This window comes from Streptosporangium sp. NBC_01469 (assembly GCF_036227305.1).
Taxonomy (GTDB): Bacteria; Actinomycetota; Actinomycetes; order Streptosporangiales; family Streptosporangiaceae; genus Streptosporangium.
On the sequence record NZ_CP109465.1, the window covers coordinates 6,454,976 to 6,475,537 of the forward strand.

25 protein-coding genes are annotated in these 20,562 nt (G+C 70.7%); 16 read left to right on the plus strand and 9 right to left on the minus strand.

Annotated elements, in window-relative coordinates; translation table 11 throughout:
* Positions 1–70: 70 nt before the first annotated feature.
* The gene (locus OG587_RS28320) at positions 71–658 is read left to right on the plus strand and encodes a helix-turn-helix domain-containing protein (protein WP_329080460.1); all 588 of its coding nucleotides are present in this window, start codon (positions 71–73) and stop codon (positions 656–658) included.
* A gap of 107 nt (positions 659–765) precedes the next feature.
* On the opposite strand, the gene OG587_RS28325 is transcribed toward OG587_RS28320, so the two are convergent.
* Positions 766–1,521, minus strand: a complete 756-nt coding sequence (locus OG587_RS28325; RefSeq protein WP_329094048.1) for a transposase — start codon at positions 1,519–1,521, stop codon at positions 766–768.
* A gap of 375 nt (positions 1,522–1,896) precedes the next feature.
* On the opposite strand from OG587_RS28325, the gene OG587_RS28330 reads away from it, so the two are divergent.
* Entirely contained in the window at positions 1,897–2,304 is a 408-nt protein-coding gene (locus OG587_RS28330; protein WP_329080462.1) for a hypothetical protein, read from the plus strand.
* Positions 2,305–2,727: 423 nt separating this feature from the next.
* Here OG587_RS28330 and OG587_RS28335 read toward each other — a convergent pair whose 3' ends face one another.
* Together OG587_RS28335 and OG587_RS28340 are read right to left on the minus strand one after the other, a co-directional pair.
* Entirely contained in the window at positions 2,728–3,174 is a 447-nt protein-coding gene (locus OG587_RS28335; RefSeq protein WP_329080464.1) for a cupin domain-containing protein, read from the minus strand.
* Positions 3,175–3,907: 733 nt separating this feature from the next.
* Positions 3,908–4,420 carry a phosphotransferase gene (locus tag OG587_RS28340; RefSeq protein WP_329080466.1) on the minus strand — a complete coding sequence of 171 codons (513 nt, stop codon included), beginning with the start codon at positions 4,418–4,420 and terminating at the stop codon, positions 3,908–3,910.
* A 66-nt stretch (positions 4,421–4,486) separates the two neighbouring features.
* On the opposite strand from OG587_RS28340, the gene OG587_RS28345 reads away from it, so the two are divergent.
* Entirely contained in the window at positions 4,487–6,214 is a 1,728-nt protein-coding gene (locus tag OG587_RS28345; protein ID WP_329080469.1) for an immunity 49 family protein, read from the plus strand.
* 35 nt (positions 6,215–6,249) lie between these two features.
* Positions 6,250–6,429 carry a hypothetical protein gene (locus OG587_RS28350; protein WP_329080472.1) on the plus strand — a complete coding sequence of 60 codons (180 nt, stop codon included), beginning with the start codon at positions 6,250–6,252 and terminating at the stop codon, positions 6,427–6,429.
* A gap of 845 nt (positions 6,430–7,274) precedes the next feature.
* Here the strand turns inward: OG587_RS28350 and OG587_RS28355 are convergent.
* Genes OG587_RS28355 through OG587_RS28365 form a run of 3 tightly spaced genes read right to left on the minus strand, consistent with a single transcriptional unit; the run spans position 7,275 to position 9,150 of the window.
* Entirely contained in the window at positions 7,275–7,559 is a 285-nt protein-coding gene (locus OG587_RS28355; RefSeq protein ID WP_329080473.1) for a hypothetical protein, read from the minus strand.
* A complete protein-coding gene (locus OG587_RS28360) occupies positions 7,556–8,032 on the minus strand; it encodes a hypothetical protein (RefSeq protein WP_329080476.1) in 477 nt (158 codons plus the stop codon). The genes OG587_RS28355 and OG587_RS28360 overlap by 4 nt, the downstream gene beginning before the upstream one ends.
* Positions 8,008–9,150 (minus strand): serine hydrolase domain-containing protein, encoded by a 1,143-nt coding sequence (locus tag OG587_RS28365; RefSeq protein ID WP_329080478.1) that lies wholly within the window; start codon positions 9,148–9,150, stop codon positions 8,008–8,010. Before OG587_RS28365 ends, OG587_RS28360 begins: the two co-directional genes overlap by 25 nt.
* A gap of 141 nt (positions 9,151–9,291) precedes the next feature.
* Between OG587_RS28365 and OG587_RS28370 the strand changes: the two genes are divergently transcribed.
* Positions 9,292–9,843: a PadR family transcriptional regulator gene (locus tag OG587_RS28370; protein ID WP_329080479.1), complete on the plus strand. Its 552-nt coding sequence runs from the start codon at positions 9,292–9,294 to the stop codon at positions 9,841–9,843.
* Between the two features lie 339 nt (positions 9,844–10,182).
* Here OG587_RS28370 and OG587_RS28375 read toward each other — a convergent pair whose 3' ends face one another.
* On the minus strand, positions 10,183–10,809 hold the full coding sequence (locus OG587_RS28375; protein ID WP_329080481.1) for a TetR/AcrR family transcriptional regulator: 627 nt from the start codon (positions 10,807–10,809) through the stop codon (positions 10,183–10,185).
* Positions 10,810–10,849: 40 nt separating this feature from the next.
* On the opposite strand from OG587_RS28375, the gene OG587_RS28380 reads away from it, so the two are divergent.
* The 4 genes from OG587_RS28380 (at position 10,850) to OG587_RS28395 (ending at position 13,524) form a co-directional block, all read left to right on the plus strand.
* Entirely contained in the window at positions 10,850–11,539 is a 690-nt protein-coding gene (locus tag OG587_RS28380; RefSeq protein ID WP_329080483.1) for a hypothetical protein, read from the plus strand.
* Positions 11,536–11,694: a hypothetical protein gene (locus tag OG587_RS28385; RefSeq protein ID WP_329080485.1), complete on the plus strand. Its 159-nt coding sequence runs from the start codon at positions 11,536–11,538 to the stop codon at positions 11,692–11,694. The genes OG587_RS28380 and OG587_RS28385 overlap by 4 nt, the downstream gene beginning before the upstream one ends.
* A 62-nt stretch (positions 11,695–11,756) precedes the next feature.
* Positions 11,757–12,440 carry a TetR/AcrR family transcriptional regulator gene (locus OG587_RS28390; protein WP_329080487.1) on the plus strand — a complete coding sequence of 228 codons (684 nt, stop codon included), beginning with the start codon at positions 11,757–11,759 and terminating at the stop codon, positions 12,438–12,440.
* Between the two features lie 139 nt (positions 12,441–12,579).
* Positions 12,580–13,524 carry an alpha/beta fold hydrolase gene (locus OG587_RS28395; protein WP_329080488.1) on the plus strand — a complete coding sequence of 315 codons (945 nt, stop codon included), beginning with the start codon at positions 12,580–12,582 and terminating at the stop codon, positions 13,522–13,524.
* Positions 13,525–13,613: 89 nt separating this feature from the next.
* Here OG587_RS28395 and OG587_RS28400 read toward each other — a convergent pair whose 3' ends face one another.
* Positions 13,614–15,074, minus strand: a complete 1,461-nt coding sequence (locus OG587_RS28400; RefSeq protein WP_329080490.1) for an IclR family transcriptional regulator domain-containing protein — start codon at positions 15,072–15,074, stop codon at positions 13,614–13,616.
* Positions 15,075–15,189: 115 nt separating this feature from the next.
* On the opposite strand from OG587_RS28400, the gene OG587_RS28405 reads away from it, so the two are divergent.
* The 5 genes from OG587_RS28405 to pcaG are packed head-to-tail and all read left to right on the plus strand — an operon-like array spanning position 15,190 to position 18,021.
* Complete coding sequence (locus OG587_RS28405; RefSeq protein WP_329080492.1) at positions 15,190–15,969, plus strand: CoA transferase subunit A; 780 nt, start codon at positions 15,190–15,192, stop codon at positions 15,967–15,969.
* Positions 15,966–16,595 carry a CoA transferase subunit B gene (locus tag OG587_RS28410; protein WP_329080494.1) on the plus strand — a complete coding sequence of 210 codons (630 nt, stop codon included), beginning with the start codon at positions 15,966–15,968 and terminating at the stop codon, positions 16,593–16,595. The genes OG587_RS28405 and OG587_RS28410 overlap by 4 nt, the downstream gene beginning before the upstream one ends.
* Positions 16,592–16,723, plus strand: a complete 132-nt coding sequence (locus OG587_RS28415) for a hypothetical protein (protein ID WP_329080496.1) — start codon at positions 16,592–16,594, stop codon at positions 16,721–16,723. Before OG587_RS28410 ends, OG587_RS28415 begins: the two co-directional genes overlap by 4 nt.
* 6 nt (positions 16,724–16,729) lie before the next feature.
* Positions 16,730–17,500 (plus strand): protocatechuate 3,4-dioxygenase subunit beta, encoded by a 771-nt coding sequence (gene pcaH / locus OG587_RS28420; protein ID WP_329080498.1) that lies wholly within the window; start codon positions 16,730–16,732, stop codon positions 17,498–17,500.
* Positions 17,497–18,021 carry a protocatechuate 3,4-dioxygenase subunit alpha gene (pcaG, locus tag OG587_RS28425; protein ID WP_329080500.1) on the plus strand — a complete coding sequence of 175 codons (525 nt, stop codon included), beginning with the start codon at positions 17,497–17,499 and terminating at the stop codon, positions 18,019–18,021. The genes pcaH and pcaG overlap by 4 nt, the downstream gene beginning before the upstream one ends.
* Before the next feature lie 138 nt (positions 18,022–18,159).
* Here pcaG and OG587_RS28430 read toward each other — a convergent pair whose 3' ends face one another.
* The gene (locus OG587_RS28430; RefSeq protein WP_329080502.1) at positions 18,160–18,795 is read right to left on the minus strand and encodes a TetR/AcrR family transcriptional regulator; all 636 of its coding nucleotides are present in this window, start codon (positions 18,793–18,795) and stop codon (positions 18,160–18,162) included.
* Between the two features lie 269 nt (positions 18,796–19,064).
* On the opposite strand from OG587_RS28430, the gene OG587_RS28435 reads away from it, so the two are divergent.
* The gene (locus OG587_RS28435; protein WP_329080503.1) at positions 19,065–20,276 is read left to right on the plus strand and encodes a cytochrome P450; all 1,212 of its coding nucleotides are present in this window, start codon (positions 19,065–19,067) and stop codon (positions 20,274–20,276) included.
* Between the two features lie 39 nt (positions 20,277–20,315).
* Positions 20,316–20,516 (plus strand): ferredoxin, encoded by a 201-nt coding sequence (locus OG587_RS28440; RefSeq protein ID WP_329080505.1) that lies wholly within the window; start codon positions 20,316–20,318, stop codon positions 20,514–20,516.
* The last annotated feature ends 46 nt before the right edge of the window (positions 20,517–20,562 follow it).

The window sequence follows — 20,562 nt, forward strand, 5'->3', positions numbered from 1 at the left end:
AGTGGCCGCGGGACGGGACAGAGGAGACCGGATCGGCAACCCTTTCTGCCGTATCTGCAAGGATTGGTGGATGGACAAGATCGCTCAGGCTCTGTCCGAGGTCGGTCCCCGCCTCAAGCGGCTCAGGACCCAGCGTGAGATCACCCTCGCCGCGCTTTCCGAGGCGACCGGGATCTCGAAGAGCACGCTGTCGCGTCTGGAGTCCGGACAGCGCAAGCCGAGCCTGGAACTGTTGTTTCCCATCGCCCAGGCCCATCAGGTGCCGCTGGACGAGCTGGTCGGCACGCCCGAGGTGGGCGATCCCAGGATCCGGCTCACGCCTCGCCGGGCGCACGGCCGGATCGTGGTCCCGCTCACCCGCCAGCCGGGAGGCATCGCCGCCTGGAAGATCCTCGTCCCCGCCGACCAGACCGAGCCCGAACTCCGGGTTCACGACGGCTACGAATGGCTCTACGTGCTGTCCGGCCGGTTGAGGCTCGTTCTGGCCGAGCATGACCTTGTGCTGGCCGCGGGCCAGGTCGCCGAGTTCGACACCCGGCTCCCGCACTGGTTCGGCAGTGCGGGAGCCGGGGCCGTCGAGATCCTCAGCCTCTTCGGACCCCAGGGCGAGCGCATGCACGTCCGCGCCCAGCCCCGGGCCAAGGAACATCGAGTGTGATGAGCGGGAGGACGTCGGTGGCTGCGGCGGCCTGTGGACGTATGAAGCGTATGAGGATCATGTCGCCGCCCTGGTGCAGGCGGACAAGCGACGCAAACACCGAAAGGTCAGCACGAAAATTGGGATAGTTGGACGCGGAAGCTGTTGACGTTCTCGATGCCGAGGATGGCCGCAAGCTCGGCCCCTTTCCAGGCCCGCCAGGGCTGGGCGGCCAGGAGTTCCAGGACCTTGCCGCGCCGGCCGGTGCTGGTCAGGGCAGGAAGCGGCGGCGGGTCGCTCCAACGGCCATGGGGCGGTTGGCCTGCCGGTTCACGGGTCAGGCGGCGGGTCATCTGGTGCACGGTGGCCCACCAGATCAGGGCTTCATGATGTTCGGGTCTGCGTTCGTAGATCCGTACGATCCGGCGGTAGCGGGCCAGCCAGGCGAAGGTTCTTTCCACTACCCACCTGCGGGGCAGGACGACGAAGCCGCGGGCGTCGTCGCTGCGCCTGACGATCGTGACGGCCAGGCCGAGAACCTGCCCGGCCAAGACACGCAGGCGTCCGCGCAGCCGCCCGGCGAGCTGTTCAGGCAGGCCACGCCGGGACCAGCACAGGAAGAACGCGTACACCGCCTGATGCGGCGGGAAGTCGATCGGCAGGGCCCGCCACTCGACCCCGTACCGGGTCACATAGGTGATCGCGTCCAGTACCGCCCGCAGATCATGCACCATCGGCCTGCCGGTGGTCGCGACCGGCTCGGCCATCACCGCCCGCGCCTCGCCTTCCAGCACCGCCCATTCGGTATCGGTCAGGTCCGATGGATATGCCGGTTTCCGGCCGTGACATCGGCACCCCGGTGAGGCGCAATCGCCGGCGTTCACGGACGCGGGCGTGTAGACGGACAACCACGGGCTCCTGGCCGCTGAGCTGCTTAGACAACACCTCAGCTACCGGGAGCCCGCTCCCGTTCACGGGTCAACGACCCGACAATGACCACGCCTCGACGGTCTCCTGACTCGAACCTCGACGCCAAATCCCTTTGTCAGCCGGCTCTGAGTGATCCCGGCGAACTCTTCGGCGCCCGCCAGGAAGATCCCGCCTGGCGCCGACCGCGCGAGCGGAAACAGACCCGAGAAGCTGTGGACTCCACGTCAACACCATTAGACTCTCCGGCAATTTTTCAACCGTCATGTGCGTGACAATAGGGGAATTCCGAAGACGGAAATGCAGGACATGGATTTAAGTAGGGAGATGAAATGCGAATTCTCGCCGCAATGCTGGCCCTCGGAGCCGCCACCAGTGCCGTCGCCTTCACCGGAACGGCCACTGCCGACACCCATTCGACGGCCATCAGAGGCGCGGCGACCCAGCAGACCGATTCGAGCGACACAGGACTACTGGCGGTCCACCGCAAGAGTGCCTCCTGCGCGTCACCCAGCGGCAGTAAATTCAACATCTCCTGGGGAGACGGAACCGCCAGCACCACCTTCTACTTCAACAACCACTGCAACCAGAAGCGGCGCATCGTCGTCCGCACCCACCACGATGTGCTGGTCACCTGTATCGAGGTCAACGCGGGCACGAAAGGGGACAAGAGGATCGGCTTTCCCAGCAACCAGATCGGAAGCGTGACCCTGCCGAAAACCGCGTGCCCCGATTCTTAGCTCGGCGTAGCAGTACGGCAGACGTCCTGTGCGGCTCGGCTTCACGGTTCTCGCGAGGCCGTACAGGCGGCGAAGGCCCTCCCGGATCATCCAGGAGGGTCTTCGCCGTGTCGGGGATCCAGTCTTCGCGGGCGCTCCCAAGCGGTCTCGCCCGCGAGTTCTTCGGGGGCAGCGGCTGAGGTAGAGGTCGCAGGCGCAGTCGAGGGCTTCTTCATGCCACCCCGCCGCCGGACGCCGCCCGCATAATGCGCGTTAACCATGAATACGACCGCGGTGGATCTTTGGCCTACCTGGCCGCTTGCGGCGTCGACCATGCCAAGGTGGTCGGGCGCCGTGCGGCCAAGACCGGGATCGTCCCGTTCATGAGGAACGACAGGTCCGGTTCGGTGTGGGGCGGCGTCATGACGGTAACAACCGGTCCCGTTATGGATTATCCGCAAGTCCCGGCAACCCCCGGCCGAACAGCCGATCAATCGAGGACGGGGGCAGCGGCAGCAGTGCCCTGGGCACCTCCAGCCCCACTCCGGTGTGTCGGCGCAGGTGCTCTTCCGTCCGGAGTTCGTGGGGCCGGGAGGAGGTGAGGACGAGCAGGTCGTGCGGGGCGTAGGTCTCCTCCCGGCCTTCGTGGGTGACCGTCAGGCTCCCGCTCCGGGGGAGCGAGACGTGAACCGTCTCCGGATCCGACTGCCTGACCAGCTTGGGGGTCCGCTGGAAGACCAGTGGCTGGAAGGACGTCGGCCACACGCATACGGCACCGAACTGGAGGAAACGCTGGTACGCGTGAAAGTCGGCGGCGTGCTCGCTGATGATTTTGATGGGCGCATGCGTATGGCCGACCTGCTCCCGCCAGAAATCGAACCGGTCAGCCACAGGCAGATCCTCACTGCGGAGCACCATATCGATCACGATTTCCCCGTTTCCCTCGGCGGGCCTTCGCCATCACGCCCGTGATGGCCGTGCGCGGCACGCGAACCCCCATTTGACCTCGCCCTTTCGGCGGTCGATTTCCTCTGTATCGCGGATCCAGCGTTCGCCCGAACCGGCGGTATGACTGAATCCTTATCGCATGACGGTGCACCCTGTAGACGCAGCGGCAAATAACTGTGCACGCACGGCCAACAAAGCCCCGGCGATACTCGTGCCCCCCGCAGGGCGGTGGCGCCATCGGTGTTTGCCCGACACCCGTCTGCCCGCCTGCCCTGCGGCCCTATCGGGCCAGCTGAAGCGCAGGGATGTCGTCGGCGGTCGGCGCTTGGCAGCCGGGGCACAGGGTCGGGCCTCGACGCCTGGGCCTACGTGTCCGCCGCCTGAGCACCGAGGCGTCGTGTTGGCCATTGCGCGCGATCGCACGGGTGGGTGAGACGAGCAAGAGCCCGGTGTCGCCGCGCTCGATCGCCTCCGGGTACGGCCGCGCTCCATGGCCAAGCCCGTGCGGCCCCTCGCGACGTGCCAGGGCGTATCCGCAGATCGGTCTGGAGACTGCGCCGCCGCTCGCGCGGCGGGCGCCGAGGTGACAGTGCTGGAGTCGGCGAAAGTGCCGCCCTTCCGCCGGGAGCGGCAAGCCGCCGCGGCTGGCGAGCGTGCTCTCCGCGACGGGCGTCGGTTACGCCAGGTCCCAGAGCAGGCGGTAGTAGGCGATGCGCTCGGGGTCCGGGGCGATCCCGTAGGCGTCGTACAGGACGCCGTCGTATCCCGGGCCGTAGTCCCACTCCGTGCTCCAGGCGGCGACCGCGAGGTCGGCCCAGCGGTCGGCCAGCCCGAGGGAGCCGAGGTCGACGTGGGCGGCGAACGTGCCGTCGTCGTGCAGCAGGGTGTTGGGGACGCACGCGTCGCCGTGACAGACGACGAGGCGGTCGACGGCGGGCGGTTCGCCGAGGCGCTTGCGGGCCTCGGCGAGTTCGAGGTGGTGGTGCTCGGGGGACCAGTCGGCCGGTCCCTCGCCGTCGGCGATGCGCTCGTCGGCCCGTACCAGGCGCCACTCGACGCTCCAGCCGAACGGGCACTCCTCCACGGGCAGGGCGTCGTGGAGGCGGCGCAGCCCCCGGCCGATCGAGGCCGCCGCGGTCGCCGAGGTTGGCGTGGGTCTCTTTCGGACGCGGCATCTGGGCTGGGTCAATCCGGACGAGCCTGTCGGCGATCTCGCCCGCCAGACCCGAATGGCCCCACCCAATAGGGTTGGCGGATGAGTCAAAACTACACATCTGATGTCCATTTGCCCATGCTCACCGTGCCCCAGGCCGAACGCTTGCGGGGTCTGGTGGCCGACTACTTCGCCCAGCGGGGTGTGCGTCCGGAGGTCGAGGGAGGCACCGTCACGCATGACGGGCGGTTCAGCCCGCTGACGACGCTGGCGCAGCGGTGCCGCACCATTCCGGAGGAGCACTGGCCTGAGCTGGTCACCGAGCACTTCGCCCGGCTGGAGGACGCGTCCCCGGGCGGGGAGGGGCGGGAGGAACTGCTGCGGCAGTCGTACCTGCGGCTGCTCCCCGGCGACGCTTTCGCCGGAGACGCCGCCGACCACTTCCGCTACGCCCAGCCGGTGGCCGAGGACCTGCTCGTGGCCCTGGCCCTGGACGCGCCCACCTCCGTACGGATCCTGAGCGATGTTGATGTGACCCGCGCCGGTCTTGACGAGCTATGGGCGGCGGGCCGGGCGAATCTGCTGGGTGAGCCGGTAAAGCACACGGAGACGCGCGGGCCGTCGGGCGCGCTGCTGTACTCGATCAGCGGCGACTCTCATTTCGTCGCGAGCAAGGCGCTCGTACTGCCCGAACTGGCCCAGGTTGTCACCGGCCGGGGACTGCCGGAGGCTGGGGCGCTCGTCGCCGTTCCGACCAGGCACCTGCTGACTTTCCATCCGATCGTCGACGGCACCGTCGTGGATGCGGTCAACGATCTGAGCGACTACGCCCTGGGTGCCTACCGGGACGGGCCCGGTGCTCTCACCCCGCGGCTGTACTGGTGGCACCGGGGGCGCCTGGTCTGCCTCACGGTCTTCGACCAAGAGAGCCGCTCCCTGTCCGTGCAGCCGCCGCGGGAACTGCTGGAGACGATGAAGAAGCTGCGCGGAGAACAGGGGGCCGCGGCCGGAAATCCGACGGCCACCGTTGAGGAGTCGGCGCGTACGGTGGAGGAGTTCACCGGGCGGCTGGAACAGGATCCGGCCAGTCTTGGCGACGCCTTCGCGGCGGCCCTGGCCCTTGCCCACGCTCGCTGCGCGGCCGACCCCGACGCCGCGACGCTGGAGAGCTGGGAGGCCTGGGTCGGCGCCATGCAGATCGGCTCCGCGATGTTCGCCACCACCCTCGCGCGGGAGGGCACCGTGCAGTGCCGGGTCGGCGACCGTGTGCTGACCCTGCCCGCCACCGGCCCCGCACCGTACGCCGACGCCCGCGCCTGGCTCGACACCTGCTGGCTCGCCCTCGTCTGCCGCGAGCAAGACCGGCTGACGATGCTGAGCCAGGTCCCGCTGGACGTCCTGCGCCGAGCCGGCTCCCAGGACGACTACGTCTTCCACTGGATCGACACCCTGCAGAGCTACTGGCTGCGCCGGCCCATGGACGACATCGTGCCCAAGCTGCTCGCCACCATGGAGACGTCCCACCCTCAAGCGGCGACCCGCACCCCGAAGGACTTCCTTGATCTGATCGACTACCAGCCCGTCGCCCTCTTCCATCGGCTCATCGCCAACGACAAAGCCGCCTTCGCCGGTGCCCTGACCGAAGCCCTCGCGCACCACGAAAGCTACTGGGACGCTCAAAGGAGCGACGATCCGCGTGGCCGCGTGGCCCTGGGCCCCCTCGCGATGGCGTGTCTCGCCCACGACTGGGAATTCCCCGTCGACACCGCGTCGCCGTACCTGCCGAAGTACCTGGTCAACCGCGCCTGGTACGGAGAGTTTCCGACCTGAGCTCGCGCGCCCGCTCGCTTCGAGCGGCGGGCCGGGTGCCGACGCGGCTGTGGATCGTCTCGCCGTCGGCCGCCGCCGAGGAGGCCGAGCTCGCCTTCGTCCGCGACAACCTGGGCGTCAGCGACTCGGTGCTGTCCGAACACGCGAGCGCCCTGGAGGCGGCGGGCTGCCGCTCTCGGCGACCGGGCCGCGTTCGAGCGGGCGATCGAGGCTAGCCGGACCGCCTTAGAGCGGTCATCCCCTGGGACTGTTCTGCCGGGGATCTTTTCATTCCTGCCCGAGAAGCTCTCCTTCTATGGGGCGCGCGGCCGAGGCGATCTCGGGGACGCTGATGGGGCCGCTGCTGCTGCCTCCAGGGCGTTGGCGGACTATGACCTGACCGATACCACCGAACCAGCCCTCGTTCGATTCGAACACGCTTCTGCGCTCGCAAAGAGCGGCGAGCTCAGGGAGGCATATCGAATCGCGTTCGGCGCCGTCTCTGATGAACACACCTTTCACAGCGCCAGCGTGGTGACCCGTGCGCGCGAGTTCGGTAGCGGATGCCCTGGACCGGGCGAAACTCAGGAGCGGACGAACCCCGACACGGCTGTATGAGGCCACGATTACGCAATGGGTGCTGTTCGATGAACAGCACTTCCCGGGCGAGCCCCGCCAGGTGGTGGCCACCAGCTGAGGCGCCTGAGTCCATCCCCGAAGGTGGTCGTGACGGCCTGCTCGCATTCGGCTTTGAGTCGGCGGATCTGGCGCGCGGCGGCCTGGGAGACACGAAAAAGCCCTGGCGGGGCCAGGGCGGTTTCTCGGGTGTAGCGCGGTGCGCTTAGTGGTTTATCAAGTCGCCCAGTTCGACGCCGTGCTCCAGGCCGAGCGCGTATACCTCCTTGGAGTCGGTGACGTAGTGCCGGGGTCACCCCGGCACGGCTCGACGTCGTGGAGGTCCTCCCGCGGGCCGGGGTGACCCCGGTCGCCGAGGCCGCCTTCCGGGACGGGCCGTGGCGTCTTCACCCGGAACCGCTCGCCGGTCCCGCGCGGCTCCGTGTCATCCGCCGGACTCCTGCGCTCACCGTTCCAGGTCGTAGGCCACTTCGGCGACCCGGACCGTCGCGACCCGAGGGTCGTCGATGATCCTGCGGAGCTGCCCGATGGTGGAGAGCGTGTCCACGTAGGCGTAGACCTTCCCGCCCGACGCCGCGGAGCGCAGTCGTGCCAGGTCCAGACCGAATCTCCTGAGGTTCGGCTCGTCGTACTCCTTGAGCGTTCCCACCCAGGCGCGGAAGTTCGCCAGCTCGTGCGGGACCAGGTCGCTGCACTCGCCGCTGCGCGTCGTGGAGGTGCTCGGCATCATGTCCGGCCCCAGGTGATCGGGGTGGAACGCGGACGGTTCTCGTAGACCGCCAGATCCGGGCAGGACCCGTACCGCCCGCCGAAGGCGGAGAGCTGGGAGCCGGTGTGCGGAGCGGTGAACTCCACGACGGCGAGCGCGTTCATGGTCTCGGGGAGGCGGGCCAGCACCTTCCGCATGTGCTCCTTGGGCTGGTTGCCCGTCCCGACGTTGTACCGGGCGTAGGTCAGCGGGGTCTCGGTGGCATGGCCGAGCGGCGGTCGCCCTACCCTGCCGAAGAAGTCCTGGGTGAGCTCGTCCTCGCGGTCACCGAAGGCCGTTCCGGCGAGCCCATCGCGGACCGCGACGGCGTCGGTGGCCATCTCCGGCATGCCGAGTTCGTCGGGGCCGGGCAGCGGTGTCTCCGGGCGTTTACGGCGCATGTGGTCGACGAGGACGTTGCGCGCGATGCTCACCTTCGCCAGACGTCCAGGCACCGCGCCATGAACCGGAAGGGGATGGCCTGCCCCTTGGTCTGGTCGACCGTGCCGACCAGGTGCAGGTCGAGCTCCGGACAGTGGAAGAGCCAGGTCCCGGTGGCTCCCGAGTGGCCGACGAGCGTGACAGGGCGGCGCCCCGATGACATGAGCCGACCGACCTTGAAGAACATGGTGCCCAGTCCGTACCGGAGGATGGGGATGTTGCGCAGCCGGTTGCGCCGCTCGGTGAGCGGCTCCAGTGAGCGGGCGTCACCGAAGAGCTCGCCGTTGAGCAGCGCTCGCTGAAAGGTGAGGAGATCGCCGGTGGTGCTGAACAGGTCGTTGGAGGACTCGATCATCGAGGTCAGCTCCACGCGGCGCCGTTTCGCGTAGAGCGGTGAGGGCGTGGCGGTCACCGGATCCGGCGGGCGATGTCCTGGGAGCCAGGTGTGCGTCAGGCCGAGCGGGCCGAGGATCCGTTCGGCCAGCAGATCGGCGAACGACCGATCGGTCACCGTCTCCACGATGCGGATGAGCAACTGGAAGCCGGTGTCGGAGTAGCGGGCCCTCTGCCGGGCGGCGGTGAGGTCCTGTGGCTCGAAGTGCGGGCGCTGCTGCTCGCGCGTGGTCCGGATCGTGTCCTCGAAGGTCCAGGCCAGATCCTGGCCGGCGGCGAGGCGCTCATACAGGCTGGGGCCTTCACGACGCTTCTCGAAGTGGTCGGGCAACCCGGACGTGTGACTCGCCAGATGGCGCACCGTGATCGCGGACGTCCGGTCGACCCCCTTGAGGACATGCAGTCCAGTGGTCGTCTCCGCAGGCAGGAAGCTGTCGATCGGCGCGGCCAGCTCCAGCTCGCCGCGCTCGTGCGCCTGGAGTACGAGCGTGATGATGAAACGCTTGGTGACGCTCGCGACGAAGAACGGGGTGTCGGGACGCGGCGGGTGATCGTCGGCACCGGCAGGGCCGGAGGCGGCGGACCAGTGCTGTTTCCCGTCGCCGCTCGTGACGGCGAGGTTGGCGTGGTGTATGCCGCGCTGCGCGACGAGGCTCTCCAGCAGGCCCGTCAACCGTGCGTCGACGGCGGCGGGAACGTGATTGTCATGAGCGTGGGTCGTGGCCGGCGGCGATGTCATGTGAATGCCCCCCGTGTCCGTTCCTTCGTGTTGTCATGAAATGTCACCATTTATCCGGCTTTACGGGCTGGGTGAGGGTCTTGATGATCTTTATATGTCTACTAGACATATCTATGAGAGTCAACGGTCTAGACTCGACCGATGGCCCACGTGATCCTCGGTCTGCTCCTGATCGCCCCGCAGAGCTTCTACGACCTCATCAAGGGATTCGAGGCCGGCGTCGCGCTCTTCTACAGCGCCAGCTCCGGCAGCATCAAACGCGCGCTGGACACCCTGCTCGCGCGGGGGTTCATCGAGGTCGCCAGCGTCGAGGCCGGAGGCCGGGGGCGGAAGGTGTACCACCTGACCGACGCCGGTCGTCAGGAGTTCCACGCGTGGATGACGGGGGAGCCGGCCGGGCCGGATCTGGAGACCGCGGCGCTGTCCAGGCTCTACTTCCTCGGTCTGCTGAAGCCGGTCGAACGGGTGGCGGTGCTCCGCCGCATCACGGCGCGCATCGAGACCGACCTCGCGGCGCTCTCGGCCCTCGACAAGCACCTCGACAAGCACCTCGACACCCTGGACGTCCCCGAGGAGCACCGCGACCTCGCCGTCCACCAGCGCGCGACGCTCGACTACGGCATCGCCTCACACCGCTTCGCGCTCGACTGGTTCCGCGATCACATCGACCGGCACGACCCTTCGAACGACTGACACCGCGCGGACGCGGTCCCGGGTCCGGCCTCACCCGGAGCGGCCCGGCCGGGCGGATCACCGGAGCCCGGCCGGCAGATCGTGTTCCGGACCCAGACCATGACCGCCACGGGTACAGACACCCATCCCGGCCCGGCCGTGGGGATCGACCGGGGAATCACCGTCGCCTTGGCGTTGTCGGACGAAACCGTGCGTGAACACCGTCCGTGGCTTACCGGCGGTGAGCGTGAACACCTGTCACCGGCGGCTCGGGCTATCTCCCCGGCACCGTGCTGGGCATCCTCGTGCTCGGCCTGACCCAGACGATCATCAGCTTCGAGGTGAGGTGGAGGCGGGGCGTCAGTCCAGGAGCTGGCGGGTCAGCGCTTCACCCCACCACCGCTCGACGTGGTCGGGCGACCAGCCGCGCTCGGCGGTGAGGGTGGCGTAGACGTCGATGTTGCACATGGCCGCGTAGACGTCGACGGCGGACCGCACGTCCAGGCCGCGCCGCAGGACGCCGTCCGGCCAGGACGAGAACACCAGCACACGGGTCTCGTCGCCCCGCCTGCGGCCGTCGTCATAGGCCGTCGCCAGCTCGGGCTCGGTACGGGCCGCCTCGCGCACCAGCGTGATGACGTCGCCCGCGCGTTCGAACAGCCGCCGGTCGTAGGCGACCATCGCCGCGAGCTGCCGCTCGGGGGACGCCGCCGCGGACTCCAGCTCCTCCAGCATTTGCGGCACGCCCGCCGAGAGGTCCGCCGCGTCCGCCAGAGCCCGGGTCAGCCCCGCCTTGTTCCCGTACGCCGCGTAGACCGTCGGCACGGAGACTCCCGCCTCGCGGGCGACGTCCCGCACGGTCGTCGCCGCCCACCCCTGGGAGACGAACAGCCGGCGGGCGGCGCGGGCGATCTCGGCCCGGGTCTCCCGCGCCTGCGTCGCCCGGCGCAACGAGTCGTAACGGCGCCGGTCCGGCTCTGCGCTCACTGGCTTCCCCTAGTCGTTTTACGCTGCTTATAATTAATATATGTTACGTCAATCATCTGGCGGTACCGCCACGGACTTCTCCCGGATCACCGGCGTCGCCGCCGTCGGCTTCGCCGTCACGATCGTCCTCGCCAACGCGATCATGGTGCCCGCCGGCCTGCCGGTCACCGGTGCCGGGATCGGCGAGGTCAACGCGTTCTTCGGTACCCGGAGCGACATCGTCGCCATCGCGTCCGCCCTCACCCCCACGGCCTGGCTCCTGGCCACGTTGTTCGGCGCGGGCGCGGTCTCCGCGCTGCGGCGCTCCGAACGCGGCCGGGGCGAGGCGTGGTCACTGCTCGGGTTCACCGGCCTGGCGCTGCAGAACGTCACCTTCGCCGCGGTCATCGCGATCCGCCTCGCGCTCACGTCGACGGCCGCGCGCGACAGTGCCACGACCGGGGGGCTGTGGGTCCTGCACGACGCGCTGTTCACTCTCAACGGCACCTTCCTGGCACTCGCCCTCCTCGGCCTGTCCGTCGCCGGCCTGCGCGCCGGTCTCATCCGGCCGTGGCACGGCACCCTGGGGCTGGCGTCGGCCGCCCTGCTGTTCGGCTCGGCCACCCTCACGCCCCTGGTCATCGACCACGCCGGTCCCCTCGGTCTCCTCGGCCTCGCCGGCTGGCTGATGTGGGTCGTCTGGATCATCGCGTACGGCGTCACCCTGATCCGCCTGAAGCCGGCCTCGTGACGTCGCGGCGAGCGGTGCGGGCGTCGGCGGGCCGGGACACCGTCCGCGTGCGGAACCGTTCGGGCGGGCAGGCCGTGTGGGCGACGGTCGCCCGGCAGGGCCGGGCCCACCGGTTCTTCGGCAACGTCCACGAGGCGATGGCGGACATGCCCTGAACTTTGTGCAAGAGGCTTTTTGAACTTTGTGCAGGACGGGTTGGGTGGCCTATCGTGAGCGCATGCCGCGCGACACGTTGACCAAGGAACAGATCGTCGGGACCGCGATCGAGCTGCTCGACGACGAGGGCCTGGACGGCCTGAACATGCGCAGCCTGGGCAAGCGGCTCGGCGCCGCCGCGACGGCGGTCTACTGGCACGTCAAGAACAAGGACGACCTCATCCTGCTCGCCGGCGACCGGGTCTGGGACGAGGTCGAGCTGCCCGACCTCGACGCGCTCGACTGGCGTACGGCGGCCACGGCGATGGCCACCAGCCTGCACACGATGCTCGCCCGCCACCCGTGGCTCGTCCAGGCCTTCGGCTCCCACCTCTTCTACGGCCCGGGCAAGGCGCGCCACGACGACCACAGCCTCGCCGTCTACGAGGCGGCCGGCTTCGCCGGAGCGCGGGCCGACCGCGCCGCGGCCACCGTCTTCACGTTCGTCCTGGGCAACGTCCTCGGCGCCTCGGCCGCGGTCTCCCTGACCAGGCGGCTGAGCCGGGACGGCGGAGACGCCGAGGCGCTGATCCAGGACACGATGTCCAGGGCGACCGAGGTCGCCACGCGGTTCCCCCGGCTGCGCGCCCGCCTCGAGACACCGCAGGCCATCGACTACGCCGCCGCCCCCGACCAGACCTTCGAGTTCGGACTCCAGGCCCTTCTCGACGGCCTTGAGGGCCGGCTCGCCGACGTCCCCTCCTGACCGGCGGCAGGAGCTCCTCGCCCGCCGGGTCCCGGCGGTCCGGTGACCGTGACGACGACAACCGTCGTATGGTCCTGGCTCGCGGAAAACGGTAGCGTCACAGCCGGGCTCCGGTGGCCCGAGGCAGGGGAGGCGCGTCGTGCGGTACGACGGCTGGGGCGAGCGCTCGCCGCGCTGGGCGGGAATCCGCAGCGAGATGGTCGACGTCCAGGGCACGAGGGTGCACTTCCTGCGTGCGCGGGGACCCGCCGACGGGCCCGCCCAGTTGCTGGTGCATCCGATGGGCGCCACCGGGACATTCTGGCTGGACGTCATCCCGCTGCTGGCCGCCCGCGGGCCGGTCGTCGCACCCGACCTGCCCGGCACGTTCACCGGCCACACGGAGACGCCGCATCCCCGCGCGGCCGGGGCGCACCTCAACGCCAGGTTCCTGCGGGCGTTCACCCGCACGCTCGGACTGGAACGCGTGGTCGTTCACGGCTGGTCCATGGGCGGGCTGGTGAGCCTGCTGTTCGCGCGGCGCGCCGACTGCGTGGAACGGCTGGTGCTCACCAACCCAACTCTTCCCGGCCCCCTCACCAGGCCGGAGGCGCTCGCCTGGCAGACGCTGGGCCGGCTCACGCTGCTGGCCGCCGTGCCGGCCCTGCGCGGCACCCTGCGCCTGTACGGCAGGCAGTTGCTGGAGGCCAAGCTGCGCAGGGGTGACCCCGTGACCTCGCCCGGCGGCGGGCTGGATCTGGCGGGCGGTGACCTGACGCGCGTCTCGCCCGAACTGGTCGCGCTCCAGACCGAGGAGCGCCGGGAGATGCGCGCCCGGCCGGACAGGCTGGCCGACGCCGTCGTCGCCTTCGCCTCGGCCCTGTCGGCCATGTACATCGACCGGCGCCCCGTCCTCGACGCGATCGACCGGGTGCGCGCGCCCACCCTGCTGCTGTGGGGTGACCGGGACCCGCTGATCGAACGCCCGGTGGTCGACTTCCTGCTCGGGCGCAGGCCCGACTGGGAGCTGCGCGTGTTCGAGGGCGCGGGGCACCTGATGCCGATGGAGACCCCCGCCGCCTACGCCGAGGCCGTGGCACGCTGACGCCTCCCGCCTCCCACGTCCCCCTTCCACACTTCACGCCTCAGCGCCCCGATCAGCGGCTGAGAACGCGGGGGGAGAACGCGTACGTGTCATCCGGCGGCGCGGGTGTACGCGAGGTCGGCCTCCATCCTGGCGGCGGCCTCCGTGAGCGCCGGCAGGACGTCACGCAGCAGGTCGGCGGGGGTGGCGCGGCTGGCGTGGGTGGCGACGTTGACCGCCGCGGCGATCCGCCCGGTCCGGTCGCGGACGGGTACGGCGATCGACCGCACGCCCTCCTCCAGCTCCTGGTCCACCAGGGCGTACCCGTCCACGGCGGCCTGGCGCACGGCCGTCGCCAGCTCGGCCGCCGAGGTGACGGTGTGCCGGGACAGCCGCCGCGGGACGATCGCGGCCAGCCGTTCCTCGGGCAGCTCGGCCAGCAGCACCCGTCCCAGGGAGGTCGGGTAGGCGGGGAGCCGGGTGCCGACGGAGATGTCGACACTCATGATGCTCACGGTCGGTACCCGCGCCACGTACACCACGTCGTCGCCGGACAGCACCGCCACCGACGCCGACTCGCGGACCCGCGCCACCAGGTCCACCAGGTGCGGTTGGACGATCTCGCCGAACGTCCGTCCCGACAGGTGGGCGTACCCCAGCTCCAGCACCCTCGGCAGCGGTGCGAACCGGGTCCCGTCGGCGGACGCGTAGCCCAGCCGGACCAGGGTCTGGACCGCCCGCCGCACGCTGGCCCGCGGCAGTCCCGTGGCCCTGGCGCAGTCGGCGAGGGACAGGCCGCCGCGCGTCGAGCCGAGCGCGACCAGCACGGCGAGCCCGCGGGCCAGGGACTGCAGGTAACCCGTGCCCGGCTCCCGCTTGGCGGCCCGGAGGCGGTCCGGGGCGGACGCGGGCGGGTCCGGCCGCGCTGCCCGGCCGGCCAGGGCGGCCTCCATCTCCCGCACCGTCTCGCGCAGCCTGGGCAGGCAGTGGTCGCGCAGTCCGGCCGCGGTGTGCCTGCTGGTGTGGCTGACGACGCTGACCGCGCAGACCGCCCGCCCGCCCTCGTCCCGTACGGGTACGGCCACCGCGACCAGGCCCGGTTCGACGAACTGGTCGTCCTCCGCGTACGGCGCGGCCGGGTCGAGCAGGGCCAGGCCCGCCGCGCACCGGTCGGCGGGCAGCAGATCGCCGACCCGGAAGGTGATCGACATGGTGCGCCGCCGGGTGAACTGGTCGATGAAGCGCACCCCGTCGCCGTCGCGTACGGCGAGCGACACCGACTCGTCCAGCTCCTCCGCGAGCCGCTCCGCGAGGGGATCGAGCGCGTCGCGCAGGCCGCCGGAGGCCAGGTACGCCTCCCCGAGTTCCATCAGGCGCGGCGCGAGCAGCACGTCACGCCCCTCCACGCGCAGGTGGCCGAGGTGGACGAGGGTGCCGAGCACCCGGTCGACCGTGGATCTGGCCAGGCCGGTCGCGCGGACGAGATCCGTCGCACGGGTCCGCCGTCCGGGGTCGGCGGTCAGCGCGCGCAGCACGGTCAGCCCGCGTTCCAGGGTTCCGGCCGCTTCCATCGGCCTCTCCTCCGTCGATGAGGGCACTTTGACAGGACAGTCACCGATACACATACTCGAATGCACAATAGTGAACTAAAGTTCGCAGAGCGAACGCATGGCGGAACGGAGTGTCGTGCGCAGAGACAAGGTGATCGCCACCGCCGCGGAGGCGCTGGCGGACGTGCGCGACGGCGCCTCGTTCGCGGTGGGCGGGTTCGGCCTGAGCGGCATCCCGAACGTGCTGATCCAGGCCCTGTACGACACGGGTGTGCGCGGGATCGGCGTGGTGTCGAACAACTGCGGCGTGGACGGCGGCGGCCTGGGCGTCCTGCTGGCGGCCGGGCGGATCGGCCGGGTGACGGCCTCCTACATCGGTGACAACAAGGAGTTCGCCCGGCAGTACCTGGGCGGGGAGCTGGAGGTGGAGCTCACCCCGCAGGGCAGCCTGGCCGAGCGGCTGCGCGCGGGTGGCTGTGGCATCCCCGCCTTCTACACCCCGGCCGGGGTCGGCACGCCGGTCGCCGACGGCGGGCTGCCGCTGCGGCACGGCCGGGACGGCTCGGTGGTGCTCGCCTCGCCGCCCAAGGAGGTGCGCGAGTTCGACGGCCGGGCCTACGTGCTGGAGCACGGCATCGTCACCGACTTCGCGCTGGTGCGGGCGGCCAGGGGCGACCGGTACGGCAACCTCGTGTTCAGCAAGGCCGCCAGGAACTTCAACCCGCTGGCCGCGATGGCCGGCAGGATCACGATCGCCGAGGTCGAGGAGCTGACCGAGCTCGACCCCGACGAGATCCACCTGCCCGGCGTGTTCGTCCAGCGCGTCGTGCGGCTCACCCCGGAGCAGGCCGCCGACAAGGCCGTCGAGCGGCGTACCACCTCCGTTCCCGCGTCCCGGGGAGAGAGCAGCCCATGAGCTGGAGTCGTGACCAGATGGTCGCGCGCGCGGCGGCCGAGCTGCGCGACGGCGACTACGTCAACCTCGGCATCGGCCTGCCCACCCGCATCCCCTCCTTCCTGCCGGCGGAGGTGGACGTGATCCTGCACTCGGAGAACGGCGTCCTCGGCGTCGGCCCCTACCCCGCGCCGGACGCGGTCGACCCCGACCTGGTCAACGCGGGCAAGGAGACCGTGACCGTGCTCCCCGGCGCGTCGTTCTTCGACTCCTCCCTGTCGTTCGGCATGATCCGCGGCGGTCACATCGACGTGGCGGTGCTGGGCGCGATGCAGGTCTCGGCCCGCGGCGACCTGGCCAACTGGATGGTCCCCGGCAGGCTCGTCAAGGGCATGGGCGGCGCGATGGACCTGGTCCACGGCGCCCGCAGGGTTATCGTGATCATGGAGCACACCGCCAGGGACGGCTCGCCGAAGATCGTCGAGAGGTGCACACTGCCCCTCACGGGGAAGGGGTGCGTCCACCGGATCATCACCGACCTCGGCGTCCTCGACGTCACGGGGGAGGGGCTGGCGCTGGTGGAGACCGCGCCCGGGGTGAGCCCGGCGGAGCTGCGCGATCGCACGGACGCGGAGGTGAGGGTGTGAGGGTCTCCATCGCGGACGCCGTACGCACCCCCTTTGGCCGCCGGGACCTCGGCGACCCGGCCGCCCACGTCATCAAGGTCGCGGTGTCCGGCTCCGGCCGGGGCCCGGCCGCCGCCTCCGGAAGGTAGGAGTTCATGTCAACACCCCCCACGCAGGCCGACATCGACCGCGAGATCGCCGAGCTCCGAGAGCTCCGCGAGCTCCGGATCACCGGCGACGGCCCGGAGACGCACCACCCGTCCCGCGACTACGGCCCCTACCGCAGCACCGCGCTCCGCCACCCCGGGCAGCCGCTGATCGCGCTCAAGGACCCGGACGCGGCCGAGCTCACCGGGCCGGTCTTCGGTGTCGCCGACGTCACCGCGCTCGACGCCGACCTGACCAGGCAGCATCTCGCCGAGCCGCTGGGTGAGCGCATCACCGTGCAGGGCCGCGTCCTCGACAGGAACGGGCGCCCGGTGCGCGGCCAGCTCGTGGAGGTGTGGCAGGCCAACGCCTCCGGCCGCTACCCGCACCAGCGCGACGACCACCCGGCCCCGCTCGACCCCAACTTCACCGGGGTCGGCCGCTGCCTCACCGACGGCGACGGCCGCTACGCCTTCACCACGATCAAGCCCGGTGCCTACCCGTGGCGCAACCACGTCAACGCCTGGCGTCCCGCGCACATCCACTTCTCGGTCTTCGGCACCGCCTTCGCCCAGCGCCTGGTCACCCAGATGTACTTCCCGAACGACCCGCTGTTCCCCTACGACCCCATCCTCAGCTCCGTCACCGACGAACGAGCCCGGCAGCGCCTGGTCGCCGCCTACGAGCACGACCTGTCCGTCCCCGAGTGGTCCCTCGGCTACCGGTGGGACATCGTGCTGGACGGCCCCGCCGCCACCTGGACGGAGGAGGGCCGATGAACCCCACCCCCTCGCAGACCGTCGGGCCCTTCTACGGCTACGCGCTCCCGTTCCCCGGTGGCGGCGACATCGCGACCGGCGGCATCACCGTGCACGGGTACGTCTACGACGGCGCGGGCGCTCCGGTGCCGGACGCGCTGCTGGAGTTCTGGCAGGCCGCCCCGTCCGGAGACCTCGCCGGCGCGCCCGGCACGATGCGCCGCGACCCGGTGAACGGCGCGGTCCTGGGCAGGAACGGCGTCGACTTCACCGGCTTCGGCCGGGTCCCCACCGACGCCGACGGCCGCTGGACGCTGCGCACCCTCGTGCCCGGCAACGGCTACATCAGCGTGTGCGTGTTCGCCCGCGGCCTGCTGCACCACCTCTACACCCGTATCTACCTCGCCCACGAGGCCTTTCTCGACTCGCTGCCCCCCGAGCGCGCGCACACGCTGCTGGCCACGCCGGAGCGCGAGGGCGTCTACCGCTTCGACGTCCGCCTGCAGGGCGAGGAGGAGACGATCTTCTTCGACCTCGGCTGACGGCGAGGGTCCGGCTCATCGTCTGACCGGCCGCGGTGTCCTCAACGGGATCCGCCGACCTCGGCCGGGAGGCCGGCGGCGTTCGCGCGGCGGGGGCACCACGGGCCGGTCGCCGGGGCGCCGTTCGGGTGGCCGGCCTCAGGTGGGTGTGCCCGCGTCGAGGTGGTAGAGCCCGCCGAAGAGCGGCCAGGTCAGGGCGGCCATCTCGGCCGGGGACCGCGGGCATCCGCGCTGAAGCCAGTCGGAGGCCACGCCGATGAGCGCCCCGGCGGCGAACGCGGCCGGGACGTTGTGCGGAGTGTCCGGCGGCGAGCCGGCGGGCTCGGGGAGAGCGCCGGCGGCGTCCTGGTGGATGCGGTCGTAGACGGCCTCGGCGATGCGGCGGCGGATGTGGTCGACGACGCGTGCGCTGCCCTGCGGCCCCAGCAGGGCGCGGTAGAGCCCGGCGTGTTCGGCGAGGCTGGCGAAGAACGCCTCCAGCGACTGGGTCGCCTCAGGCACCGGATCCGCGGCCTCCGGACCGGGGGTGGGCAGGGAGCCGATCAATCCGTCGATCATCGCGGTGCAGGCGACCTCGGCCAGCTCGTGAACGTCGCGGTAGTGGTCGTAGAAGGTCGAGCGGCTCACTTCGGCGCGTTCGGCGACGTCGGCCACGGTGATCCGGGAAAGGTCGTGCTCCTCGACGAGCTGGATCAGCGCGCGTGCCAGGGCCGTGTGGGTACGGCGCACGCGCCGGTCGCCGGAAGGGGTGTTGCTGTTCTTGGTCGTGGCCACGTCTTTTACTTTACCGTCAAACTACACATGTAGGTTTCCCGACATGTGTAGGGTAGTTTGGTGGTGCAGGACGACGGAAAGGACCGCGTCATATGCGGATACGCGCGAGCCTGGCCGCCGCCCCGTGCCCCCGGTTGAGAACATCCCGAGCGCCGCTGTGCCGGCCACCGGCCTGACTCCTCGCGGGCTTCCCGGCCGGGCGGGCCGGGGCGCGCGCGGGTGAGAAGCGGCACGGCCTGACCAAACCATCCATTCGCAAGGAGACGCGCGTGAGTGTCAACGAGCAGGTTCTGCGCTACCCGATCCCCAACGACACGGCGCTGGAGCCGCCCGCGGAATGGGCCGAGCTGCGCGGCGAGTGCCCGGTGGCGCACGTGAAGCTGCCCAGCGGCGACCAGGCGACGCTGCTGACCCGCTACGAGGACGTCAGGAAGGTGCTCGCCGACCCGCGCTTCACCCGCCAGCTCAACGCCCCCGACGCGGCGCGGCTCTCTGCGGAGGGCGGCGGGGTGTTCAGCAGCGAGATGGCGCAGGTCATCCCCGACGGAGGTGACGAGCACCAGCACTGGCGGCGCCTGGTCGGCAAGTGGTTCACCGCCAAGCGGATGGCCGCTCTGCGACCGGCGATGACCCAGACCGCCGAGCGGCTCGTCGACGACATGGTCGAGCGCGGTCAGCCCGGCGATCTCAGGGCCGCCCTGGGCTTCCCGCTCCCGGTCTACGTCATCTGCGACATGCTCGGCGTGCCGGCCGCGGACCGCGACCGCTTCTCGTACTGGTCCGACACTCTGCTCAACCTCACCCGCTACAGCCAGGCCGAGGTCGAGGCCGCTCAGGGCGAGTTCTTCCAGTACATGTCCGACCACCTCGCGGCCAAGCGTGCCGAGCGGGGCGAGGACCTGCTGAGCGAGCTGATCGCGGTCGGCGGCCCCGAGGACGGTGGGCTGTCCGACATCCAGATCCTGGTCACCGGCATGGGCCTGCTGGTCGCCGGGCACGAGACCACCGCCAACATGATCGGCAAGATGGTCTCCATGCTGCTGGCCGACCGCGGCCGGTGGGAGCGGCTGCTCGCCGACCCGTCACTGATCCGCACGGCGGTGGAGGAGACGCTGCGGCTCGACGCCAACGCCGGCTTCGGCCTGCCGCGCTACCTGCGCGAGGAGATCGAGGTCAGCGGCACGACCCTGCCCCGCGGCACCACCGTGGTGTGCAGCATGGCCGCGGCCAACCGGGACGAGAGCGCCTTCGAGGCCGCCGCCGAGATGGACCTGAGCCGCAGCCCGAACCCGCACCTGGCCTTCGGCGTGGGTGCCCACTCCTGCCTGGGCCAGGCACTGGCCCGCACCGAGCTGCAGGTCGTGCTCGAGGTGCTGCTGCGCAGGCTCCCGACCCTGGAGCTGGCCGTCCCGGTGGAGGAGCTGGAGCGGGTGGAGGGGCTGGCCGTCGGCGGCCTGCGCACGGTCCCGGTCCGCTGGTGATCCGGCACCGCCCCACCCGACCAACGGAGAGGAACCCGCATGAAGGTCACCGTGGACGAGGCCAAATGCTGCGGTGCCGGCCAGTGCGTGCTGATCGCGCCGGGGGTGTTCGACCAGCGTGACGACGACGGCGTCGTCGTCCTGCTCGAACCCGAGCCGGGCGCGGACCAGCACACCCTGGTCCGCGAGGCCGCCGCCGTCTGTCCCGCCGCCGCCATCGGGCTGAGCGAGCGGGCGTGAGCGCCGGGCGGACGGCCGTTCGCCGGCACCGCGCCGGATGCCGCGG